This window comes from Sulfurospirillum sp. HTRB-L1 (genome assembly GCF_059415125.1).
In genome coordinates this window covers 151,738-173,818 of the sequence record NZ_JCAHZR010000002.1, presented here as the reverse complement: position 1 = coordinate 173,818, position 22,081 = coordinate 151,738, and the positions used below count along the sequence as shown (strand labels likewise).

General features: G+C 45.6%; 17 protein-coding genes and 5 tRNA genes. 20 read left to right on the top strand and 2 right to left on the bottom strand.

Features of this window, described 5'->3' with window-relative positions; all coding sequences use genetic code 11:
* The first annotated feature begins 13 nt into the window (after positions 1 to 13).
* The 5 genes from AC5SLM_RS03545 (at position 14) to AC5SLM_RS03525 (ending at position 7,075) form a co-directional block, all read left to right on the top strand.
* The gene (locus AC5SLM_RS03545) at positions 14 to 916 is read left to right on the top strand and encodes a branched-chain amino acid ABC transporter permease (RefSeq protein WP_495249555.1); all 903 of its coding nucleotides are present in this window, start codon (positions 14 to 16) and stop codon (positions 914 to 916) included.
* Entirely contained in the window at positions 916 to 1,872 is a 957-nt protein-coding gene (locus AC5SLM_RS03540) for a branched-chain amino acid ABC transporter permease (protein WP_495249554.1), read from the top strand. Before AC5SLM_RS03545 ends, AC5SLM_RS03540 begins: the two co-directional genes overlap by 1 nt.
* Positions 1,869 to 2,648, top strand: a complete 780-nt coding sequence (locus AC5SLM_RS03535; RefSeq protein ID WP_495249553.1) for an ABC transporter ATP-binding protein — start codon at positions 1,869 to 1,871, stop codon at positions 2,646 to 2,648. The genes AC5SLM_RS03540 and AC5SLM_RS03535 overlap by 4 nt, the downstream gene beginning before the upstream one ends.
* Positions 2,645 to 3,361: an ABC transporter ATP-binding protein gene (locus AC5SLM_RS03530; RefSeq protein WP_495249552.1), complete on the top strand. Its 717-nt coding sequence runs from the start codon at positions 2,645 to 2,647 to the stop codon at positions 3,359 to 3,361. Before AC5SLM_RS03535 ends, AC5SLM_RS03530 begins: the two co-directional genes overlap by 4 nt.
* A gap of 123 nt (positions 3,362 to 3,484) precedes the next feature.
* On the top strand, positions 3,485 to 7,075 hold the full coding sequence (locus AC5SLM_RS03525; protein WP_495249551.1) for a bifunctional proline dehydrogenase/L-glutamate gamma-semialdehyde dehydrogenase: 3,591 nt from the start codon (positions 3,485 to 3,487) through the stop codon (positions 7,073 to 7,075).
* A 37-nt stretch (positions 7,076 to 7,112) separates the two neighbouring features.
* Here AC5SLM_RS03525 and AC5SLM_RS03520 read toward each other — a convergent pair whose 3' ends face one another.
* Together AC5SLM_RS03520 and AC5SLM_RS03515 are read right to left on the bottom strand one after the other, a co-directional pair.
* Positions 7,113 to 7,349: a hypothetical protein gene (locus AC5SLM_RS03520; protein WP_495249550.1), complete on the bottom strand. Its 237-nt coding sequence runs from the start codon at positions 7,347 to 7,349 to the stop codon at positions 7,113 to 7,115.
* A 50-nt stretch (positions 7,350 to 7,399) separates the two neighbouring features.
* Positions 7,400 to 8,137 carry a YaaA family protein gene (locus AC5SLM_RS03515; RefSeq protein ID WP_495249549.1) on the bottom strand — a complete coding sequence of 246 codons (738 nt, stop codon included), beginning with the start codon at positions 8,135 to 8,137 and terminating at the stop codon, positions 7,400 to 7,402.
* Positions 8,138 to 8,256: 119 nt separating this feature from the next.
* On the opposite strand from AC5SLM_RS03515, the gene AC5SLM_RS03510 reads away from it, so the two are divergent.
* From AC5SLM_RS03510 to rpoC, 15 genes are all read left to right on the top strand, one after another.
* Positions 8,257 to 8,332, top strand: a tRNA-Thr gene (locus AC5SLM_RS03510).
* A gap of 44 nt (positions 8,333 to 8,376) precedes the next feature.
* Positions 8,377 to 8,462, top strand: a tRNA-Tyr gene (locus tag AC5SLM_RS03505).
* A gap of 17 nt (positions 8,463 to 8,479) precedes the next feature.
* Positions 8,480 to 8,556, top strand: a tRNA-Gly gene (locus AC5SLM_RS03500).
* A gap of 114 nt (positions 8,557 to 8,670) precedes the next feature.
* Positions 8,671 to 8,745: transfer RNA gene (locus AC5SLM_RS03495), tRNA-Thr, on the top strand.
* A gap of 92 nt (positions 8,746 to 8,837) precedes the next feature.
* A complete protein-coding gene (gene tuf / locus AC5SLM_RS03490; protein WP_495249947.1) occupies positions 8,838 to 10,037 on the top strand; it encodes an elongation factor Tu in 1,200 nt (399 codons plus the stop codon).
* 48 nt (positions 10,038 to 10,085) lie between these two features.
* Entirely contained in the window at positions 10,086 to 10,244 is a 159-nt protein-coding gene (gene rpmG / locus AC5SLM_RS03485; protein ID WP_205457938.1) for a 50S ribosomal protein L33, read from the top strand.
* Between the two features lie 29 nt (positions 10,245 to 10,273).
* Positions 10,274 to 10,349 (top strand) — tRNA-Trp (locus AC5SLM_RS03480).
* A 16-nt stretch (positions 10,350 to 10,365) separates the two neighbouring features.
* Complete coding sequence (gene secE, locus AC5SLM_RS03475) at positions 10,366 to 10,545, top strand: preprotein translocase subunit SecE (RefSeq protein ID WP_495249548.1); 180 nt, start codon at positions 10,366 to 10,368, stop codon at positions 10,543 to 10,545.
* Positions 10,546 to 10,553: 8 nt separating this feature from the next.
* Positions 10,554 to 11,084 (top strand): transcription termination/antitermination protein NusG, encoded by a 531-nt coding sequence (gene nusG / locus AC5SLM_RS03470; RefSeq protein ID WP_495249547.1) that lies wholly within the window; start codon positions 10,554 to 10,556, stop codon positions 11,082 to 11,084.
* 20 nt (positions 11,085 to 11,104) lie between these two features.
* The gene (gene rplK / locus AC5SLM_RS03465; protein ID WP_495249546.1) at positions 11,105 to 11,530 is read left to right on the top strand and encodes a 50S ribosomal protein L11; all 426 of its coding nucleotides are present in this window, start codon (positions 11,105 to 11,107) and stop codon (positions 11,528 to 11,530) included.
* Between the two features lie 56 nt (positions 11,531 to 11,586).
* Entirely contained in the window at positions 11,587 to 12,288 is a 702-nt protein-coding gene (gene rplA, locus AC5SLM_RS03460; protein WP_495249545.1) for a 50S ribosomal protein L1, read from the top strand.
* Positions 12,289 to 12,386: 98 nt separating this feature from the next.
* A complete protein-coding gene (gene rplJ / locus AC5SLM_RS03455) occupies positions 12,387 to 12,869 on the top strand; it encodes a 50S ribosomal protein L10 (RefSeq protein WP_495249544.1) in 483 nt (160 codons plus the stop codon).
* 29 nt (positions 12,870 to 12,898) lie between these two features.
* Positions 12,899 to 13,270, top strand: a complete 372-nt coding sequence (gene rplL, locus AC5SLM_RS03450) for a 50S ribosomal protein L7/L12 (protein WP_495249543.1) — start codon at positions 12,899 to 12,901, stop codon at positions 13,268 to 13,270.
* Between the two features lie 126 nt (positions 13,271 to 13,396).
* Positions 13,397 to 17,554, top strand: coding sequence for a DNA-directed RNA polymerase subunit beta (rpoB, locus tag AC5SLM_RS03445; protein WP_495249542.1), 4,158 nt, complete (start codon positions 13,397 to 13,399; stop codon positions 17,552 to 17,554).
* The gene (gene rpoC, locus AC5SLM_RS03440; protein ID WP_495249541.1) at positions 17,532 to 22,046 is read left to right on the top strand and encodes a DNA-directed RNA polymerase subunit beta'; all 4,515 of its coding nucleotides are present in this window, start codon (positions 17,532 to 17,534) and stop codon (positions 22,044 to 22,046) included. The genes rpoB and rpoC overlap by 23 nt, the downstream gene beginning before the upstream one ends.
* The last annotated feature ends 35 nt before the right edge of the window (positions 22,047 to 22,081 follow it).

Genomic DNA, 22,081 nt, shown 5'->3' with positions numbered 1-22,081 from the left:
CAAAGCAGAAACCATGGACGTATTTCTTCAACAATTAGTCAACGGGTTGACCATTGGAAGTTTGTACGCATTGGTAGCACTAGGCTACACGATGGTCTACGGGGTGATGAAGCTTATCAACTTCGCCCACGGAGACCTCGTGGCCTTTTCGGCCTTTGCGGGACTGACTATCTACACGCAACTTTTTAACGACGGGACAACTTCACTGGTGGCAGTGGTAAGTGTGTTTGCTTTCACGGCGGCGATTATCGCAGTTGTGGGTGTTCTTCTTGAGCGCCTTGCTTACAGGCCTTTACGAACGGCACCGCGCTTGAGCGCTGTTGTATCTGCTTTAGGGGCAGGCTTGGTGATTCAAAACACGATCATGCTCATCTGGGGACCCAATATGAAAATCTTCCCTTCTAATCTTTTGCCCTCTACGGTGTACGAGATGGGTGGCGTAGTGTTTACGTTTACGCAAGTGATGATTTTAGGCTTTTCTTCGGTGCTCATGGTGAGTTTGTTTTTCTTTATCAACCGCACCAAAATGGGCACGGCCATTCGGGCAACGGCTATCGACCAAGACGCGGCGAAGCTCATGGGCATTAACGTGAACCGCGTCATTATGCTTGTTTTTATCATCGGTTCCGCCCTAGGCGCGGTGGCGGGGTTGTTTTTGGGAATTTACTACCGAGGGATTAGTTTTGACATGGGCTGGCAGTACGGCCTCAATGCCTTTGTAGCGGCGATTATTGGCGGTATCGGCAATATTCCTGGTGCGATGGCAGGGGGATTGCTTTTGGGGCTTTTTAATGCCATGATTAGTGGCTACCTCTCTAGCCAATGGGCAGAAGCCTTCACCTTTATCTTGCTTATCGTCATTTTGATTTTCCGACCAACGGGAATCTTTGGCGAAAAAGTGGCGGAGAAAGTCTAATGAAAAACATTACAGTAACGACAAGAATCGCCATTGGCTTTATGCTGGTTATGGGACTGTATCCGCTTTTTGCGGATTCGGCGTGGTTGGCCATTGGAACAACCTTTTTAGTCTATGCGTGCGTCGCTTTTTCCCAAGACATCATCTTAGGACGCGCGGGCGCTTTTAACATGGGCCATGCCCTCTTTTTTGGTTTGGGTGCTTACGCGACTGCGGTGCTAAATGTCCATTTTGGTTGGCCTATTTTAGCCACATGGATTCCCGCAGTATTGCTGCCCGTAGCTGTTTCGGTGCTTTTTATTGGGCCGATTATCCACTTGCGCGGGGATTATTTGCTGGTGGCTACCATCGGGCTCAATATCGTCTTTTTGCAACTGTTGGAAAATGATATTTTTGGCCTCACGGGCGGCCCCAACGGCATTTTTGGCATCGACGTCATTGAAGTGTTTGGCGTAGCGCTGTTTTCCCAAACGTACATGTACTACCTCGCCTTTACCTTGCTTGCCATCACCTTGTTTATCATGCGCTCGCTGGATGGCAGCAAGTTTGGCCGCGCGATGTTTTACATCAACAAAGACGAAGTGGCGGCCCAAAGCATGGGGATTAGCATCCGTTACCATAAGCTGTACGCCTTTGCCTTGGGTGCAGGAATCGCTGGGGCGGCGGGCAGTATGTTTGCCGTGCAGTATTCGGCGGTGAGCCCTGAAGCCTTTAGTGTGGTGCAGTCCATTATGTTTTTCACCATCGTCCTTGTGGGCGGCTCGGCCTCCTTGCCGGGTGTGCTTATTGGAACCTTTGTGATGTTTGTGTTGCCAGAAATCTTCCGTGAGTTTGAAGAGGCGCGGTATTTGGTTTTTGGTATCGCGATGATTTTGACAATGATTTTACGTCCTCGGGGTATTTGGCCCGTGAAGTTTGGTAACATCCCTGCATTTTTGAAAAAGGGGGTCAAATGAGCGACTACCTTTTAGAGATTAAAAACCTTTCAAAGCTTTTTGCAGGCCTTGTAGCCATCGACGACCTCTCCATGAAGGTGAAAAAAGGGCAAATTTACGGCATCATCGGCCCCAATGGTGCGGGTAAAACGACCTTGTTTAACTGTATTACAGGAATCTACACCCCTGAAAAAGGGCAGATTTTATGGAAGGGCAAAGAGATTAAAGGTACCCCGCCCCACAAGATTGCTAGCCTTGGTATTTTGCGTACCTTTCAGACGATTCGTTTGTTTAAAGAGATGAGCGTGGCGGAAAACATCATGTCAGGACGCCACATCAAGTCCAAGCAACGTTGGTACAACGGCCTTATTCATACCCCTGCGTACTACAAAGACGAGCGCGCCAACTGGGAAAGGGTGGGGGAACTGATGGAATTTTTTAAGCTCAGCGAATACGCCACCTTGCCCGCAGGCGACTTGTCCTACGGGGTGCAACGTAAGATTGAAATGGCCAGAGCCCTGGCCGCAGACCCTGAACTGCTTATCTTGGACGAACCCGCCGCGGGACTCAATGAAAATGAAACCCTAGAACTCACCCAGACCATCCGTAAAATTCGCGAGAGCGGGGTGACGGTGATGATGATTGAGCATGACATGGAGATGGTCATGAGCCTAACTGAATACATCACGGTCATTAACTTTGGCGCAAAAATCAGCGAAGGAATACCCGCACACGTGCAAGATGACCCGGTGGTAGTGGAAGCGTATATTGGCAGTATTGATGAGGAGGACGCATGAGCGAGAAATTATTGGATGTGACCAACCTTCATGTGCATTACGGCGCCATCAAAGCCATCAAGGGGATTTCTTTACATGTAAACCGCGGGGAAGTGGTGACAATCCTTGGGGCCAATGGCGCAGGCAAAACCACGACCTTGCGCACCCTTAGTGGCTTACTTAAACCTGCCGAGGGAAGTATTGTGTTTGATGGACAGGACATCACCAAAACACCCGCCCATGAAATCGTCTCGTTGGGGATGAGCCATTCACCAGAAGGAAGACGGGTTTTTGGCACCTTGAGTGTGGAAGAAAACCTCATGATGGGGGCATTTACCCTTAAAAAATACGACAAAGCCACCCTTGAGTGGATTTATGAAATCCTTCCGAGGCTCAAAGAGCGCACCCAGCAGTTAGCAGGTACGCTCAGTGGCGGCGAGCAACAAATGCTAGCTATTGGGCGGGCTATTATGAGTAAGCCCAAGTTGTTGATTTTAGATGAGCCAAGCCTTGGGCTGGCACCAGTGCTTGTGAAGGTTATTTTTAAAGCCGTGCGCGAGATTGCCAAAAGCGGTGTGACGGTGTTGCTTGTGGAGCAAAACGCAAGGGCGGCCCTTAAACTTGCCGATCGGGGCTACGTGCTTGAACTTGGAAAGATTTCCCACGAGGGGACAAGTGAAATGCTTCTGAACTCCAAAGTGATTCAAGAGGCGTATTTGGGCAAAAAGCACTAATATGTTGTAGTGCCATAATGCTTTACATGTAAACCCGTTTTTGAAAAAGAACGGGTTTTTTTAGACCCAATTTTCGTAAATCAAAAAAAGAAGTACTAAAAGTACTACCAAAAAGGAGAATCCATGAATGCAGCCACTTCCTTAACCCAGCGCGCTATCGCCCTAGCCGAACAATGGCAAAACCGCGCCAGTGAACTTGTCAACGCCCACGACAATAAGTTTCATGTGCAAATGAACACCATGCTAGCGCACCCTTTGGACAAAGTGTTGCTCATCGAGCTGATGGACCAAGCCTTTCGCAGTAAGAATACCAAGCGGGTTGCTAATCAGATTGAGTTCTTGTTTGACAAGTATGGCATGGCGCAGTTTTTTACTACGAGTGAGCGGTTTTTGATGTTTTTGTTTCGTACCATCGGGGTACATTTGCCAGACATCTCCATCCCGCTCTTTGTCAAAACCATCCGCAGTGATACAAAAACTGTGGTGTTGCAAGGGGAGGAGGGGCCACTGAATGCCCACCTTGAAAAACGTAAAAAAGAGGGCACGCGGGTCAATGTCAACCTCATTGGCGAGGTGGTATTGGGGGAAGAAGAGGCTAAGGAGCGCATGGAAAAATACCTTCTTGCCCTTGAGAATCCCAATATTGATTATATGTCTATTAAAATTTCTACTATTTTCTCTCAAATCAACCCCCTTGCCTTTGAAGAAAGCATAGAAGAACTTTCCAAGCGCTTGCAAACGATTTATGCCCAAGCCATGAAGCATGCTATCACGACCCGCGAGGGAAAGCGGCAAAACAAGTTTATCAACCTTGACATGGAAGAGTACCGTGACCTTGCCATGACGTGTGAAGCATTTATGAAAGCGTTGGACGGTGAGGAATTTTTAGGGTTTTATGGCGGGATTGTCATGCAAGCGTATTTGCCCGATTCTCACCTGTGGCAACAAAAGCTGACCCAGTGGGCCAAAGCCCGCGTTGCTAAAGGCGGTAGCCCCATTAAGATTCGTCTAGTAAAGGGCGCAAACATGGAAATGGAAGAGACGGAATCTTCCTTGCGCCACTGGGCGGTGGCTCCGTACACTAGAAAAATTGATACCGACAGCAATTATAAGCGCATGGCCCGCTACGCGCTCACGCCCGAACATGCCCCATGCGTCCACCTTGGGGCGGCTTCACACAACTTGTTTGAGCTTGCCTATGCTTATGAACTGGCCAAAGAAAATGGGGTAGAAGAGTTTTTTACCTTTGAAATCCTAGAAGGCATGAGCGAGTCTGCCCGTTTGGCCATTCAAGAAATAAGCGGCGAAGTGATTTTATACGGCCCCACCGCCAAGGCGGAGCAATTTACCAATGCCATCGCTTATTTGGTGCGCCGGTTGGATGAAAACACGGGTGTGGAAAACTTTATCCGCTACAGCTTTGGGCTAAAGGTAGGAAGTGAGGCTTGGGAGGCTCAAAAACAAAAGTTTTTAGATGCTATTGACAACGAACCCCACGCCCCTCTTGGGCCAAAACGCTTGCAAAACCGTTTAGAAGAAAAGTGGGAAAATTACCAAGGCGGCTCTTTTTACACGGGCACCTACCACGGAGAGCCCGATACGGATTTTATTTTGCCTGCCAATAAAGCATGGGCGAAGCAAATCCGCGACCAGTGGAAGAAAAAAGCAGGGGACGTGTTTGAGGTGTGTCCTGTGGTGGTGGATGGCGAAGAAAAAGTCGGAGAACGCCAACGGGTCGAGGTAAAAGACAAATCCCAACTTCCCGCTGAGGTCATCTGCGGTGCTTACGTGCAAGCCACGGCGGAAGATTTACACCTTGCTGTGGAGGTGGCGCACCAAGACCCTGAGGGGTGGCGCACGCTCAGTGCAGCTAAACGTCACGAAGCCCTCGCTAACGTGGCCAATGTCATGCGCGCACGCCGTGGTGCGCTCATAGGAGTGGCGGCAGCGGAACTGGGTAAGGTGTTTACCGAAACCGATGTGGAAGTCAGTGAAGCCATTGATTTTTTAGAATACTACACTCATGCGGTACGCTCTTTTGAGCGTCCTAGCCTTACATGTAAAGGAAAAGGTGTGGGTGTGGTAGTGCCACCGTGGAATTTTCCTATTGCTATTCCTGTTGGAGGCATTGCGGCTTCTTTGGCGGCAGGCAATACGGTCATCATCAAACCTGCTTCTATTGCGGTTCTTAGCGCCCACGCCCTGTGCCAGTGTTTTTGGGATGCAGGGATTAGTAAAAAAGTGCTACAGATGGTGCCGTGCGCGGGAAGCGTGGCGGGAGAGCATCTTATTGCCAACGAAAAGGTGGATTTTGTCATCTTAACCGGGGGCGAAGAGACGGCGTATGCCATGCTAAACACCAGGCCTAATTTGCATCTGAGCGCGGAAACAGGCGGGAAGGATGCGACGATTGTTACCGCACTGGCAGATCGTGACCAAGCCATCAAAAACGTGGTGCATTCGGCCTTTAGCAACAGTGGCCAAAAATGTTCTGCCACCTCCTTGCTCATCTTGGAAGAAGAAGTGTACCATGACCCCCACTTCAAAAAAGGGCTCATTGATGCAACCAAGAGCCTTAGTGTGGGTTCTGTGTGGGATTTTAAAAACCGTATCAGCACCGTAGCAAATCCTGTTGGTGGGGCATTGAAAAAGGCGATTGAAACCCTGGAAGAGGGCGAAGAATGGGCCTTGGAGCCTTCGTTTGTGGAAGGCAACCCTTATCTTCTTGCGCCGTCTATCAAATGGGGCGTGAAACCAGGTGCCTTTACCCACATGAGAGAGTTGTTTGGCCCCGTGCTAAGCGTCATGTGTGCAAAAGATTTAAACGAAGCCATCGAATTTGTCAACATGACCGGATACGGGCTCACCTCAGGAATCGAGTCCCTAGACGCCCGTGAAGTGGCCTATTGGCGTGAGCATATTGGGGCAGGGAACTTGTACATTAACCGCGGCACCACAGGAGCTATTGTGCAGCGTCAACCCTTTGGCGGCATGGGCAAATCCGCCGTGGGTGCAGGGCGAAAGGCGGGGATTCATAACTACGTTACACAGTTTATGGTTTTTGAGGAGGTCGCCGCGCCTGCGGTCTCTAGGGATTATACCCACCCTTTGATAGACACCGTAAAACAGTGGAAAAGCGACGCGCAAAAAGGGATTCATGGGCAGTTTTTGGACCAGTTTGAGAAGCTTGAAGGGGCAATTTACAGTTATGTTGAACAGCACGAGGTGGAATTCTCCAAAGAGCACGATTATGCCAAGGTGCGTGGAGAGGACAATCTTTTCCGCTATCTCCCCCTTTCAAAAGTCGCCCTTCGGGTAACCAAGGAAGATACCTTGTTTGAAATCCTAAGCCGCATCTTAGCAGCCAAGGTAAGCCAAGTGGCTTTACATGTAAGCGTAGAAGCCCCGCTTGAGAGCGATACAGTGTCATTTTTGTTTGAAAATAAAGAGCGTTTGCTAGGGTCAAAGGATGGGATTGTTCGCGAAGAGGACGCGCAATTTATGGAAAGCGCCAAGGAGAGCCAACGCATTATTTACGCAAGTGTGGAGCGTATTCCTGCGGCCCTATTTGCTCATGCGGCCAAAACAGCTACCTTTGTGGTGCGTCAAAAACCCCTCATGGACGGACGGCTGGAACTTTTAAATTACCACCAAGAACAAAGCATTTCCCACAGCTACCACCGCTACGGAAACTTGGGTGCGCGGGGGTTGTAATCCTCGCGCTTAGGCTTACATGTAAAGAAATGTAAGCCTATTTGAGTTTTTCTAAAAGGCTTTGGCTAAGCTCTAGCGTTTCTTTGTTTTTTTGAACACCGCTAGCGTTTTCTTCGATTTTAGACTTATTTTTTTCAATCTTTTCTTTGTTGGCACGAATGGCTTCTCGGTTAAGTTCGATTAACTCCTGAAGGACGGCAACGCGACGTTCGTATTTAGTGATAAGGTAGTAAATAAGGTACACCAAAACAGCGACAATAACCCATTCAAACATGTGAAAATCCTTTTAAAAACATTTTTAAAAGTATATCGAACTTCTAAGGCTTATTCCATGATAGAAAAGAAATAATTTTTTTGAATGCCTTTGCATTGAATTTCTTCAATCTTTAACCCCTCAAAAACAATGGCTTGAAAGGCTTCTTCGGTTTGGGGTTGCAAAAGTGCAAGCGTGCGCGCCACCTTGCCTCGCCATGCCTTTGCCCAGTGGCTAACCACTTTGCCTTCTTTAAGAAAAACTAGTCGGACGTAAGGCTGGGAGGGGAGGTAAAATTTCTCATAAAACCCTGCGCGAAGATCAACCACAAAATGGTCCTTTAAAAAAGCGTCAAGCACAGGGGTGGCATGGGGCTTGTAGAGAGATTCTGTGGCAAGGCCCTCAAGGGTTTGGCCTTGCTTGAGTTTATAATAAGGTAAGGTATCGCCACCCAATAAGGGTCCAAAAAGGTTGGAAAAGATGATTAAGTGTTTTTCCAAAAATCCCAAAGCATCGAGGGGAAGTGAAGCGGGGTCTAAGTAAGTATACCCAACACCTGTGTAGCGAAAGAGTGCTTTTTGGGTGTGGGCGTGCAGGGGATTGGCCTCTTTGAGCGCTTGTATTTCGTCCGCTTTTTTGACCCCAAAAAGGGTCGAAAGGGAGGATGTTGAGCCCTGTTGCAAAAGAGAAAGGTAACGGGAAAGCACCAACTCCCTCGTTGTGGAAAGTTCAGGAAAAGCAAGGGAAAAGCGCTTAGCAATGGGCGAATCTGGGCTTTTAGCTTCGCTTGGTGAAAAAAGAATATACATGTAAAACCTCCCATGGGGTAGATTCAAAAAAGCTATTGTAATCAATTCCTCCTAAAGAAGCCACAAAACTCTTGACTTGAAAAATCTTTTGAGATATAATTTCACCTCACAAAACGGGTGCCGGCGTAGCTCAGTTGGTAGAGCAACTGCCTTGTAAGCAGTAGGCCGGGGGTTCGAGTCCCTTTGCCGGCTCCATTTTTGTAACAGTGTTTGACCAGATTATGTTGTGGCAAGTCCACGGTGAGATACTCAAGTGGCCAACGAGGGCAGACTGTAAATCTGCTGGTTTTTACCTTCGAAGGTTCGAATCCTTCTCTCACCACCATTATTTTTTTGCCACATGCGGGAATAGCTCAGTTGGCTAGAGCATCAGCCTTCCAAGCTGAGGGTCGCGGGTTCGAGTCCCGTTTCCCGCTCCACGGTATTTTGACTGGGAGCTGTATATAGAATCTTCGTATATTCTACAGACTGCTAACAGAGCCGATTTGGAGCTCAGACGTATCGTGTTGCATTATTGGTAAATTCTGTTTCGTGCTCATATGGCTCAGAGGTAGAGCACTTCCTTGGTAAGGAAGAGGTCGTGGGTTCAAGTCCCACTATGAGCTCCACCTTTTATCAATTATGTATCACACAAAAGGTCTTTGGTTGTCAAAGACATGGTCAACAACAAGTAACATCTAAAAACCACACGGAGGAAAAGATGGCTAAAGCTAAATTCGAAAGAAACAAGCCGCACGTAAACATTGGTACTATTGGTCACGTTGACCATGGTAAAACAACACTCACAGCAGCAATTTCGGCAGTACTTGCAACAAAAGGGCTATGTGAATTTAAAGATTATGATGGTATCGACAATGCACCAGAAGAGCGCGAACGTGGTATTACCATCGCTGCTTCACACATTGAGTATGAAACAGAAGGTCGTCACTACGCGCACGTAGACTGCCCAGGCCACGCCGACTACGTTAAAAACATGATTACCGGTGCTGCTCAAATGGACGGCGCTATCTTGGTTGTTTCTGCAGCGGATGGCCCAATGCCACAAACCCGTGAGCACATTCTTCTTTCTCGCCAAGTAGGCGTTCCTTACATCGTTGTGTTCATGAACAAAGCGGACATGGTTGATGATGAAGAATTGCTTGAGCTTGTAGAGATGGAAATTCGTGAACTTCTTTCTATGTATGATTTCCCAGGCGATGACACACCAATCGTAGCAGGTTCTGCGCTTCGTGCTCTTGAAGAAGCAAAAACAGGTACCCTTGGCACATGGTCAGAAAAAATTCTTGAATTGATGGCGCAGGTTGATAGTTTTATTCCTGAACCCGTGCGCGATACTGATAAAGATTTCTTGATGCCAGTAGAAGACGTGTTCTCAATCGCAGGACGCGGTACTGTTGTAACAGGACGTATCGAAAAAGGTACTATTAAAATCGGCGAAACAGTAGAAATCGTTGGTATTCGTGACACACAAACAACAACCGTAACAGGTGTTGAGATGTTCCGTAAAGAAATGGAACGTGGTGAAGCGGGCGACAACTGCGGTATCTTGCTTCGTGGTACGAAAAAAGACGACGTTGAGCGTGGTATGGTTCTTTGTAAGCCAAAATCCATCACTCCTCATACAGAATTTGAAGGCGAAGTGTATATCCTTAGCAAAGACGAAGGTGGTCGACATACACCATTCTTTAATAACTATCGCCCACAATTTTACGTACGTACAACAGACGTAACAGGTTCTATTACCCTTCCTGAGGGAACAGAAATGGTTATGCCAGGTGATAACTTGAAAATCAATGTAAAATTGATTAACCCAATTGCACTTGACGAAGGTACACGTTTTGCGATTCGTGAAGGCGGCCGAACCGTTGGTTCAGGTGTTGTTTCTAAAATCATTAAGTAATGTTTAGACGCAGGGCTTTCCCTGCGTCACTCCTTGGAAGGAAAAGAGATGCGTATTAAGATTGGACTTAAGTGTGTAGAAACAGGTGATATCAACTACACAACAACAAAAAATAGTAAAACAATGACCGAGAAGTATGAGACTAAAAAATACTCTCCACGACTTAAAAAACATACGACACACAAAGAAGTCAAACTTAAAAGTTAAATTCCAATTTTTTGGAATTTAACCCCTTTAGGGCAATAGCTCCAATGGTAGAGCGCCGGATTCCAAATCCGATTGTTGGGGGTTCGAGTCCCTCTTGCCCTGCCACCAAAGGATAGTATTTATGGAAAAGCTGACAAGTTATATCAGACTCTCGCGTGCAGAGCTAAGCAAAGTTATTTTCCCAATCAAAGAACAGATTCGCAATGCTTTCATTTCTGTTTTTATCGTGGTAACCGTTATTTCGCTCTTTTTAGCGTTGATTGATGTAATTATGTCCTTCACGCTTTCGGCATTGGTATAGGGATAAGCATGGCACATAAATGGTATGCAATCCAGACGTATGCTGGTAGTGAGATGAGTGTAAAACGTGCGCTTGAAACAATGATACGCAATAACGAACTTGGGGAACAACTCAAAGAGATAATTGTTCCAACAGAAGACGTGATTGAAGTCAAAAATGGAAAGAAAAAAATCACAGAACGCAGTCTTTATCCAGGGTATGCCTTTGCATATATTGATTTGGACACTGCGTTGTGGCATAAAATTCAATCCTTGCCCAAGGTGGGTCGTTTTATTGGCGAAGCAAAAAAACCTACGGCTTTAAGTGAAAAAGATATTGCGCTTATTTTGGAAAAAGCACAGAAAAAAGGTGCGCCAAAACCAAAAATCTTTTTTGAAGAAGGTGAAAGTATTCGCATTACCGAAGGTCCCTTTGCGAACTTTACAGGTATTGTGGAAGAGTACGACATGGAACATGGAAAATTGCGTCTTAATGTTTCTATTTTTGGACGTAGCACCCCAGTTGAAATTATGTATTCACAAGTTGAAAAAATAGTTTAATTTTATAAAAGGAAGAACGGATGGCTAAGAAAGTAATTGGCGAAATCAAACTCCAGATTGCGGCTGGAAAAGCAAATCCATCGCCACCAGTAGGTCCTGCGCTTGGACAAAAAGGTGTCAATATTATGGAATTTTGCAAGGCATTTAACGAGAAGACAAAAGACCTTATGGGTTTTAAAGTTCCTGTTGTTATTACGGTCTATGCAGATAAAAGCTTTACCTTCATCACAAAGCAACCTCCTGTTTCAGAATTGATTCTCAAAACGGCAGGTCTTGGTAAAGGTTCAGACAACCCCCTAAAGAATAAAGTTGGCAAGTTGAGCCAATCACAAGTGATGGAAATCGTCAATCGTAAAATTATTGACATGAATACTACAGACAAAGATGCGGCTGCAAAGATTGTTGCAGGTAGTGCACGAAGTATGGGTGTCGATATTATCGACTAGCATTTTTCCCTATACCGCCGGGGCAAGGCGGAAGCACATTAATTGCGGAGAATACAATGGCAAAAAAAGTAAAACGCGTAGAAGAACTTTTAAAAAAGATTGATCTACAAAAAACATACACCACAACCGAAGGTGTTGCAACTGTAAAATCACTTGCATCAGCAAAGTTCGATGAAACAGTTGAGATTGCACTAAAACTTAACGTAGACCCACGTCACGCCGATCAAATGGTACGTGGTTCTGTGGTTTTACCTGCTGGAACAGGCAAGAGCGTTCGTGTTGCTGTTATCGCAAAAGACATTAAAGCAGACGAAGCAAGAGCAGCGGGTGCAGAAATCGTTGGCGCAGAAGACTTAATCGATGAAATTCAAGCAGGCAATATTAACTTTGATGTTTTAATCGCAACGCCTAACTTGATGGGTCTTGTGGGCAAGGTTGGTCGTACTCTTGGACCAAAAGGTTTGATGCCAAACCCAAAAACAGGAACCGTTACTATGGATGTAGCCAAGGCTGTTGAAAATGCCAAGGGCGGTCAGGTAAATTTCCGTGTTGACAAACAAGGCAATATCCACGCAGGTATTGGCAAGGTAAGTTTTAGTGAAGAGCAACTCATGGATAACTTTATAACTTTTGTCCGTGCAATCAACAAGCACAAGCCTTCTGCTGCAAAAGGTAAATACATTAAAAACGCTGTCCTTTCACTGACAATGAGCCCATCTATTAAACTTGACGCACAAGAATTGATTGATTTAAAGTAATCCCTAATTGTTAATCTTTGATTGGAGACAGTAGAGGCGCAAGCTTAATTTAGGAATCCCTAGCTCTACTTGAAATCACCAGTCGGAAAGGAGAAAAGTTGACACGACAAGAAAAAGCAGAAATTATCAGCACGCTTACCGAAGCGTTTAAATCTTCCGACGCCGTAGCTGTATGTGAATACAAAGGGCTAAAAGTTTCCGAACTTGAAGTACTACGCGCTAGCGCCAAAGAATTGGACGTAAACGTGAGAGTTGCAAAAAACACCCTTGCCTCTATTGCATTTAAAGAAGCGGGCATTGACGGTTTTGAACTTAAAGATACCAATATCTTTATTTGGGGCAAAGACCAGCTAGCAGTGGCAAAAGTAGTTGCAAAGTTTGCCGAAAAAAGAGATTTGTTTGTAATCAAATCCGCCTATATTGACGGCGAAATTACAGACGCTTCTAAAGTTGTTGCATTGTCCAAAATGCCATCACGTGATGAGCTTATTGCAATGTTGCTTCAAGTATGGAAAGCGCCGATCGCGAATTTTACTATCGGCTTGGATGCTCTTCGAGCAAAAAAAGAAGAATCTGCATAAGCAAATAATCATTCTAGGAGAAAGATACCATGGCTATTACAAAAGAAGACGTACTTGAGTACATCTCTAACCTTACTGTTCTTGAATTAAGCGGACTTGTAAAAGAGTTTGAAGAAAAATTTGGCGTTTCTGCTGCTCCTGTCATGATGGCTGGCGGCGGTGCTGCTGCTGTTGAAGCTGTTGAGGAAAAAACTGAGTTTGATGTTATCCTTAAAAGTGCTGGCGATAAGAAAATCAACGTTATTAAAGTTGTACGCGCACTAACAGGCCTTGGCCTTAAAGAAGCGAAAGACGCCGTTGATGGCACCCCTTCTACAATCAAAGAAGGCGTGAGCAAAGATGTTGCAGAAGACGCTAAAAAACAGCTTGAAGAAGCTGGTGCAAGCGTAGAGCTTAAGTAAACCTAATTTTATTCATGGGCAACACGTACGCTTGTTGCCCACTCTTGAATACGCCTTTTTAGAAAATTCTTGCCACAGGCAGTTTAACCACATTCCTTTCAAACCATTACCACGGGGTAGACGCACATGCTAAACAGCTTACAATCGGGAAATCGTCTCCGAGTCGATTTTGCAAAGGTTCCTCAGCAAATTGATGTTCCTAACCTCCTTCAACTTCAACAAAGAAGCTATGAGCACTTTTTAAATGTTTCTAAAACAGAATCCGAGAGTGGCATAGAAAAAGTATTTAAATCCATTTTTCCAATTCATGATCCACAAAACCGATTAACACTTGAATATGTTGGTAGCGAAATTGGCAAACCAAAATACACGGTTCGAGAATGTATGGAACGGGGACTTACCTATTCGGTAAACCTAAAAATGAACATTCGGTTAATATTATGGGACAAAGATGAAAAAAGCGGCGAAAAAGCCGGTGTAAAAGACATTAAAGAACAATCTATTTTTATCCGTGAAATCCCTATGATGACAGACCGTATCTCCTTTATTATTAACGGGGTTGAACGTGTTGTTGTAAACCAACTTCACCGAAGTCCAGGGGTTATTTTCAAAGAAGAAGAAAGCGCGACTGTTGTCAATAAACTTATTTACACAGCCCAGATTATTCCTGATCGTGGCTCGTGGCTCTATTTTGAATACGACGCTAAAGATACCCTATTTGTACGTATTAACAAGCGACGAAAAGTGCCCATCACGATTCTTTTCCGTGCCCTTGGGTATAGCAAACAAGACATTTTAAAACTTTTTTACCCTGTATTGACGATTCAAATCAAAGAAAACAAATTCTTGATGGAATTTGATCCTGACAATTTTGTCGGACGTGTAGAATTTGACTTAAAAGACGATCAAGGTAACCTTATCTTAGGCGCAGGAAAGCGTTTAACCAAGAAAAAAGCAGACAAACTGGCCGAAGATGGCGTGAAGTGGATTGAATACCCTACGGAAATTTTGATCAATCGCTTCTTAGCTTCTCCTATCATTGACCAAGAAAGCGGTGAGGTGTTGTTTGAAACCTTAACACAGCTTGATGAAAATAAAATGGCAAAAATCATCGAACAAGGATGCACGAGCGTTGAGATTGCCAATGACTTGGCTTCTGGCGTGGACGATGCCATCATTAACTCCTTTATTGCGGACACAGAGACCCTTAAATTATTGCGTCAAACAGAAGGCATTGAAGATGAAAATGACCTCGCTGCTATTCGTATCTACAAGGTTATGCGTCCAGGGGAACCTGTGACCAAAGAAGCGGCAAAAACTTTTGTTAATGACCTTTTCTTTAACCCTGAGCGTTATGATTTAACCAAAGTGGGTCGTATGAAAATGAACCACAAACTCTCCCTTGATGTGCCAGAGTTTGTAACCGTTATGACCAACGAAGATATTATTAAAACGGCTAAATACCTCATTAAGGTAAAAAATGGCCAAGGACGTATCGATGATCGTGACCACCTTGGTAACCGACGTATTCGCTCCATCGGCGAATTGCTTGCCAACGAGTTGCATACGGGCCTTGTGAAGATGCAAAAAGCCATTCGTGATAAATTCTCTTCACTCAGCGGAAGCATCGAAGAGTTGATGCCTCACGATTTGGTTAACTCAAAAATGATTACAAGCTCTATTTTAGAGTTTTTCACCAGCGGCCAATTGTCTCAATTTATGGACCAAACAAACCCACTAAGCGAAGTAACCCACAAGCGCCGTCTTTCTGCTTTGGGTGAGGGCGGTTTGGTAAAAGAGCGTGCTGGTTTTGAAGTGCGTGACGTTCACCCAACCCATTACGGACGGATTTGTCCTGTTGAAACACCAGAGGGCCAAAACATTGGTTTGATTAACACCCTTGCCACATACGCGAAAGTAAATGACCTTGGCTTTGTTGAGGCACCTTACCGCAAGGTTTACGAAGGCGTAGTGAGTGATGAGATTGTCTACATCACAGCAACCCAAGAAGAAGGTCTTGTTATAGCCCCCGCTTCTACAAAAACAGATGAAAACAATGCCATCATAGAAGATCTTATTGAAGCGCGTATTGATGGGGAAATTATTTTGGTAGAAAAAGGCCGTGTTAACTTGATTGACCTTAACTCGGCGATGATTACAGGGGTTGCGGCTTCTTTGATTCCCTTCTTGGAACACGATGACGCCAACCGTGCACTCATGGGTTCAAACATGCAACGCCAAGCAGTACCCTTGTTGCAATCCACCGCACCTATGGTGGGAACAGGTGTAGAAAAAATCGTCTGTCGCGATGCGTGGGAAGCCATTAAGGCCAAGCGTGGCGGTTTGGTAGAGAAGGTTGATAATAAAAATATTTATGTTTTAGGGGAAGATGAAAACGGGGCGTTTATTGACCACTACACCATGGAAAAGAACCTCCGCACCAACCAAAACACAACATTTTCTCAAAAACCCATTGTGTGCAAGGGCGAGGTTGTTCAAACAGGTCAAGTGCTTGCCGATGGGCCAAACATGGACTTGGGCGAACTTGCTATCGGGGTTAACGCGATGGTGGCCTTTATGCCATGGAACGGGTATAACTTCGAGGATGCTATCGTTATTAGCGAGCGCATGATTCGCAAAGATGCGTTTACGAGTGTGCATACCTATGAAAAAGAGATTGAAGCTAGGGAGTTAAAAGACGGCGTGGAGGAAATCACCAAAGATATCCCCAATGTCAAAGAAGAAGATTTAGCGCACCTTGATGATAGCGGTATCGTAAAAATCGGAACGCAAATCAAACCAGGTATGATTTTAGTAGGCAAGGTTTCACCCAAGGGTGAGGTCAAACCAACACCCGAAGAGCGACTCTTGCGCGCTATTTTTGGGGAAAAAGCCGGTCATGTGGTGAACAAATCCTTGTACGCAACGCCTTCTATGGAAGGGGTGGTGGTTGATGTTAAAATCTTCACCAAAAAAGGGTACGAAAAAGACCCTCGCTCGGTGCGCGCTTACGAAGAAGAAAAAGAGGTACTTGACCGTGAGCACCACGATAAATTGCTCATGCTTGACCGTGAAGAGATGCTTCGCATCAACTCATTGCTCAGTAAAGCAGTGCTTCAAAGCGACCAAGAAGTCAATAAAAAGCCTTACCAAAAAGGGCAGTGTATTGGCAAGGAAGATTTGTTACATGTAAACCGTTTTGCGCTCAATGTTTTAGTCAAAGCTTTTACGAGCGAAGTACAAAGCGATTACGACCATTTAAAAACCTACTTCCAAAATGAAAAGAAAAAGCTCAAAGAAGAGCACGATGAGAAGTTAACAATCATCGAAAAAGACGATATTTTGCCAAGCGGTGTGGTCAAGCTTGTGAAGGTATACATCGCCACCAAGCGCAAACTCAAAGTGGGCGATAAAATGGCAGGGCGTCACGGAAACAAGGGTATCGTTTCTAATATCGTCCCTGAGGTTGACATGCCTTATTTGGCCGATGGTGAGTCGGTAGATGTTGTTCTAAACCCACTGGGCGTTCCTTCAAGGATGAACATTGGTCAGATTCTAGAAGTCCACTTGGGACTCATTGGAAGACGCTTGGGCGATCAGATTGCAGAAATCTTTGAGCACAAACGCAATGCGTGGGTAAAAGAGTTGCGCGAAAAAATGATTCAGATTGCCTCGGTGGCCAGATGGATGAACGCGCGCGCTTTTGTTGAAGCTTTGAGCGACGAAAAATTGATTGAATATGCCAAAGACTGGAGCAAGGGTGTGAAATTTGCCACACCTATTTTTGAAGGGGTTAATACCGAAGAGTTCGCAAAACTTTTTGAAATAGCAAAAATTAATCTTGATGGAAAAGTTGAGTTGTTCGATGGTATGACAGGCCATAAGATGCACGAACGGGTTAACGTGGGTTACATGTATATGCTTAAATTGCACCACTTGGTGGATGAAAAAGTGCATGCACGTAGCACGGGACCATACTCTCTAGTAACGCAGCAGCCAGTAGGCGGTAAAGCCTTATTTGGTGGACAACGGTTTGGTGAAATGGAGGTGTGGGCACTTGAAGCATACGGTGCAGCACACACACTTCGTGAAATGTTGACGGTCAAATCCGATGACGTTGAAGGAAGGGTTGCTTCTTACAAAGCATTGACACGCGGTGAAAATGTGCCACAAACTGGCATTCCTGAAACATTCTATGTACTAACCAATGAACTCAAGTCACTAGCACTAGATGTAGAGATATACGATGAGGTGGAAAGCAATGAAACGATTAGAGCCAATTGAAATTAGCGAAGAGAGTAGACCACGAGATTTTAGTGCCTTTCGACTACGATTGGCCAGTCCTGAAAGGATTCGTTCGTGGAGTTATGGTGAGGTAAAAAAACCTGAAACCATTAACTATCGAACCCTAAAACCTGAGCGTGATGGCCTCTTTTGTGCCAAAATCTTTGGGCCTATTCGCGACTACGAGTGCTTGTGCGGCAAATACAAGAAAATGCGCTACAAGGGCATTAAATGCGAAAAATGTGGGGTTGAAGTTACCAGCACAAAGGTACGCCGATCACGCATGGGGCACATCGAACTGGTGACGCCTGTGGCGCACATTTGGTATGTGAACTCCTTGCCAAGCCGTATTGGAACGCTTTTGGGCGTCAAAATGAAAGACCTTGAGCGCGTGTTGTACTACGAAGCGTACATTGTAGAGCAATCAGGCGATGCCTTTTACGACAATGAAAACACTAAAAAAGTGGAAAAGTACGACGTGCTCAACGAAGAGCAGTACCAATCGCTCATCCAGCGCTTTGATGGCACAGGCTTTCAAGCACGTATGGGTGGCGAAGTAGTGCGCTATTTGCTTTCGGATTTGGACCTTGTGGAGATTTTGGGGCAACTTAAAGAAGAGATTCAAAGCACCAATTCAGAAGCAAAGAAAAAAACCATCGTAAAACGTCTAAAAGTGGTAGAAGCATTTTTAAATAGTGGAAACCGACCCGAGTGGATGATGATTACCATGCTTCCTGTGCTTCCGCCAGATTTGCGCCCTCTTGTTGCACTAGATGGGGGCAAATTTGCTGTTTCGGACGTGAACGACTTGTACCGACGGGTTATCAACCGTAATGCACGCCTTAAGCGCTTGGTGGAATTGGACGCACCTGAGATTATTATCCGTAACGAAATGCGGATGTTGCAAGAGTCTGTAGACGCACTCTTTGACAACGGACGCCGTGCCAATGCCGTGAAGGGTGCCAATAAGCGACCTCTTAAATCTCTTTCTGAGATTATTAAAGGTAAGCAGGGCCGTTTCCGTCAAAACCTTTTGGGAAAACGTGTAGACTTTTCTGGCCGTTCTGTTATCGTTGTAGGCCCTAAGCTTAAAATGGACCAGTGTGGTTTGCCAAAGCAAATGGCACTCGAACTCTTTAAGCCCCATCTTTTAGCACGTCTTGAAGAAAAAGGCTATGCCACGACTGTGAAACAAGCTAAGAAGATGATTGAGCAAAAAACCAATGAAGTGTGGGAGTGTTTGGCAGAAGTGGTTAAAGACCACCCTGTGATGCTTAACCGTGCCCCTACCTTGCACAAACTTTCTATCCAAGCGTTTCACCCTGTCTTGATTGAAGGAAAAGCGATTCAATTGCATCCTTTGGTCTGTTCGGCGTTCAACGCGGACTTTGACGGTGACCAAATGGCCGTGCACGTGCCCCTTTCCCAAGAGGCGATTGCAGAGTGCAAGATTTTGATGCTCAGTTCCATGAATATTTTGCTTCCCGCTTCTGGAAAGGCCATTACGGTTCCTTCTCAAGATATGGTTTTGGGACTTTATTACCTCTCTCTTGAAAAAGTGGATGCAAAGGGTTCTAATAAGATTTTTGCCAATGCAGACGAAGTGGCGATTGCCATTGAGATGGATGCCCTTGAATTGCATGCTAAAATCAAAACCCAAATTGATGATAAAACTGTATTTACAACAGCGGGTCGCTTGATTTTAAAATCTATGTTGCCTGAGTTTGTTCCTGAAAACCTTTGGAACAAAGTTTTGAAAAAGAAAAACATTGGTGCCCTTATCGACCACGTGTATAAGATTGGTGGCTTTGGGATTACAGCAGAGTTTTTGGATAACCTTAAAAACCTTGGCTTTAAGTACGCTACTGAAGCGGGAATTTCCATCTCGATTGATGATATCCGTGTGCCAAAGTCGAAGAAAAAATACATCGACGATGCCAAGAAAAAAGTACGTGAAATTCAGCAACAATACGGGGCAGGTCTTTTAACGGACAGCGAACGCTACAACAAGATTATCGATATTTGGACAGACACCAATAACTCCGTTGCTGCTGAGATGATGAAACTGGTGCAAACCGATAAAGACGGCTTTAACTCTATCTTTATGATGGCCGATTCTGGGGCACGTGGTAGCGCGGCACAGATTCGCCAGCTTGCAGGTATGCGTGGTTTGATGGCAAAACCCGATGGCTCCATCATCGAAACGCCGATTATTTCAAACTTCCGCGAAGGGTTGAACGTTTTAGAATACTTTATTTCAACCCACGGTGCCCGTAAAGGTTTGGCAGATACCGCCCTTAAAACCGCCAACGCGGGATACCTAACCAGAAAACTCATCGACGTTTCTCAAAACGTGAAAGTAACCATGGAAGATTGTGGTACCCACGAGGGTGTTGAGATTACAGAAATCGTTGAGGGTGGTGAGATGATCGAGCCCCTTGAAGAGCGCTTGTGGGGACGTGTTTTGGCAGAAGACGTGATTGATTCCATTACCAATGAAATGCTCTTTACCGAAGGCACGATTATTGACGAAGAAAAAGCCAAAGCCTTGGTTGAATCGGGCGTGAAATCTGTGAGCATCCGCACACCTATTACATGTAAAGCACCCAAGGGTGTGTGTGCGAAGTGTTATGGGATTAACCTGGGTGAGGGCAAAATGGTTAAGCCTGGCGAAGCGGTGGGGATTATCTCCGCACAGTCCATTGGCGAGCCTGGAACGCAGCTTACCTTGCGTACCTTCCACATCGGGGGTACGGCTTCTACAGAGCAACAAGACCGTCAGGTTATTGCTCAAAAAGAGGGTTTCATTCGGTACTACAACCTTAAAACTTACACCACCAAAGAGGGCAAGGTTATTGTCGCCAACCGAAGAAATGCGGCTGTATTGCTTGTAGAGCCTAAAATCAAAGCCCCTTTTGCGGGAATTTTGAGCATTGAAACAGCGCACGAAGAAGCTGTTGTGACCATTAAGGGTGAAACCGATACCGTAAAATACGTGCTAAGACGTAATGACATGGCACGCCCTAACGAACTTGCAGGTGTGGGCGGTAAGGTTGAGGGTAAGTTTTACATCCCTTATGAAAACGGAAGCAAGGTTTCTGCTAATGAAAGCATTGTTGAGGTTATTAAAGAGGGCTGGAACGTTCCCAATCGTATTCCTTTCGCCAGCGAATTGCGTGTTCAAGATGGGGAGCCTGTGGTTCAAAAAATCTTTGCAGGCGCTTCGGGAGAAGTGAAATATTATATCCTCAAAGGTGACTACCTTGAGCGTAACTACACCATTGAAAAAGGGCATGTGGTTAACGAAAAGGGTTTGTTTGCTGTGATTGCAGACAAAGAAGACCGCGAAGCGATTCGCCATTATGTTCCGCGCAATACGATGATTGAAATAGGCGATAAAACAGAAGTTAGCCCAAAAACCTTGCTTGCCGTACCAACAGGCAGCGAGCATGTGATTGTGGCCGAGTGGGACCCTTACTCCAATCCTATTATCGCAGAAGAGAGCGGACGCGTGAGCTTTGAGGATATTGAGCCAGGATACAGTGCAACAGAGCAGTACGACGAGATGACAGGACAGAGCCGTTTGGTTATCAACGAATACCTTCCTTCTGGCACTAAACCTACGCTGATTATTGCCACGGATTCTGGAAAAATTATCAAGTATCAACTTGAACCAAAAACGGGTATTTATGTGCGTGATGGTGCACGTGTTGAGTTGGCAGATATTCTAGGACGTACGCCTAAAGCCGTTGCAAAGTCTAAGGATATTACGGGAGGTTTGCCACGGGTTAGTGAGCTGTTTGAAGCCAGACGTCCTAAAAATGCTGCAGTGATTGCAGAAATTGATGGAACGATTCGCTTTGGAAAGCCTTTGCGTGCGAAAGAGCGCATCATCATCGAGGCGAGCGATGGCACGATGAGTGAGTATTTGGTAGACAAAACGCGCCAAATACATGTACGCACCGGAGAGTTTGTGCATGCGGGCGAGCGCCTCACCGATGGCGTTGTTTCCAGCCATGATATTTTGCGTATTTTGGGTGAAAAAGAGTTACATTACTACCTTATTAGTGAAATTCAGCAAGTCTACCGCCGCCAAGGGGTTGCGATTTCTGATAAACATATTGAGGTCATTGTCTCTCAAATGCTACGCCAGATTAAGATTGTAGAGAGTGGCGATACAAACTTTATCGTGGGCGATCTCATCTCACGCCGAAAGTTTATTGAAGAAAACCACCGTATTATGGCGATGGGCGGCGAGCCTGCCATTGCCGAGCCTGTTCTTTTGGGCGTCACGCGTGCTGCGATTGCCAGTGATAGTATCATTTCAGCTGCCTCGTTCCAAGAAACGACTAAGGTGCTTACCGAAGCGAGTATCGCGGCGAAATTTGACCTTTTAGAAGATTTGAAAGAAAACGTCATCTTGGGTCGTATGATTCCTGTGGGAACAGGTTTATACCAAGACAAGTCTATTCGTTTAACCCACCACCCCTAGGCCAGTTTTCCTTGGCAAGGCAGCCGCCTTGCCAA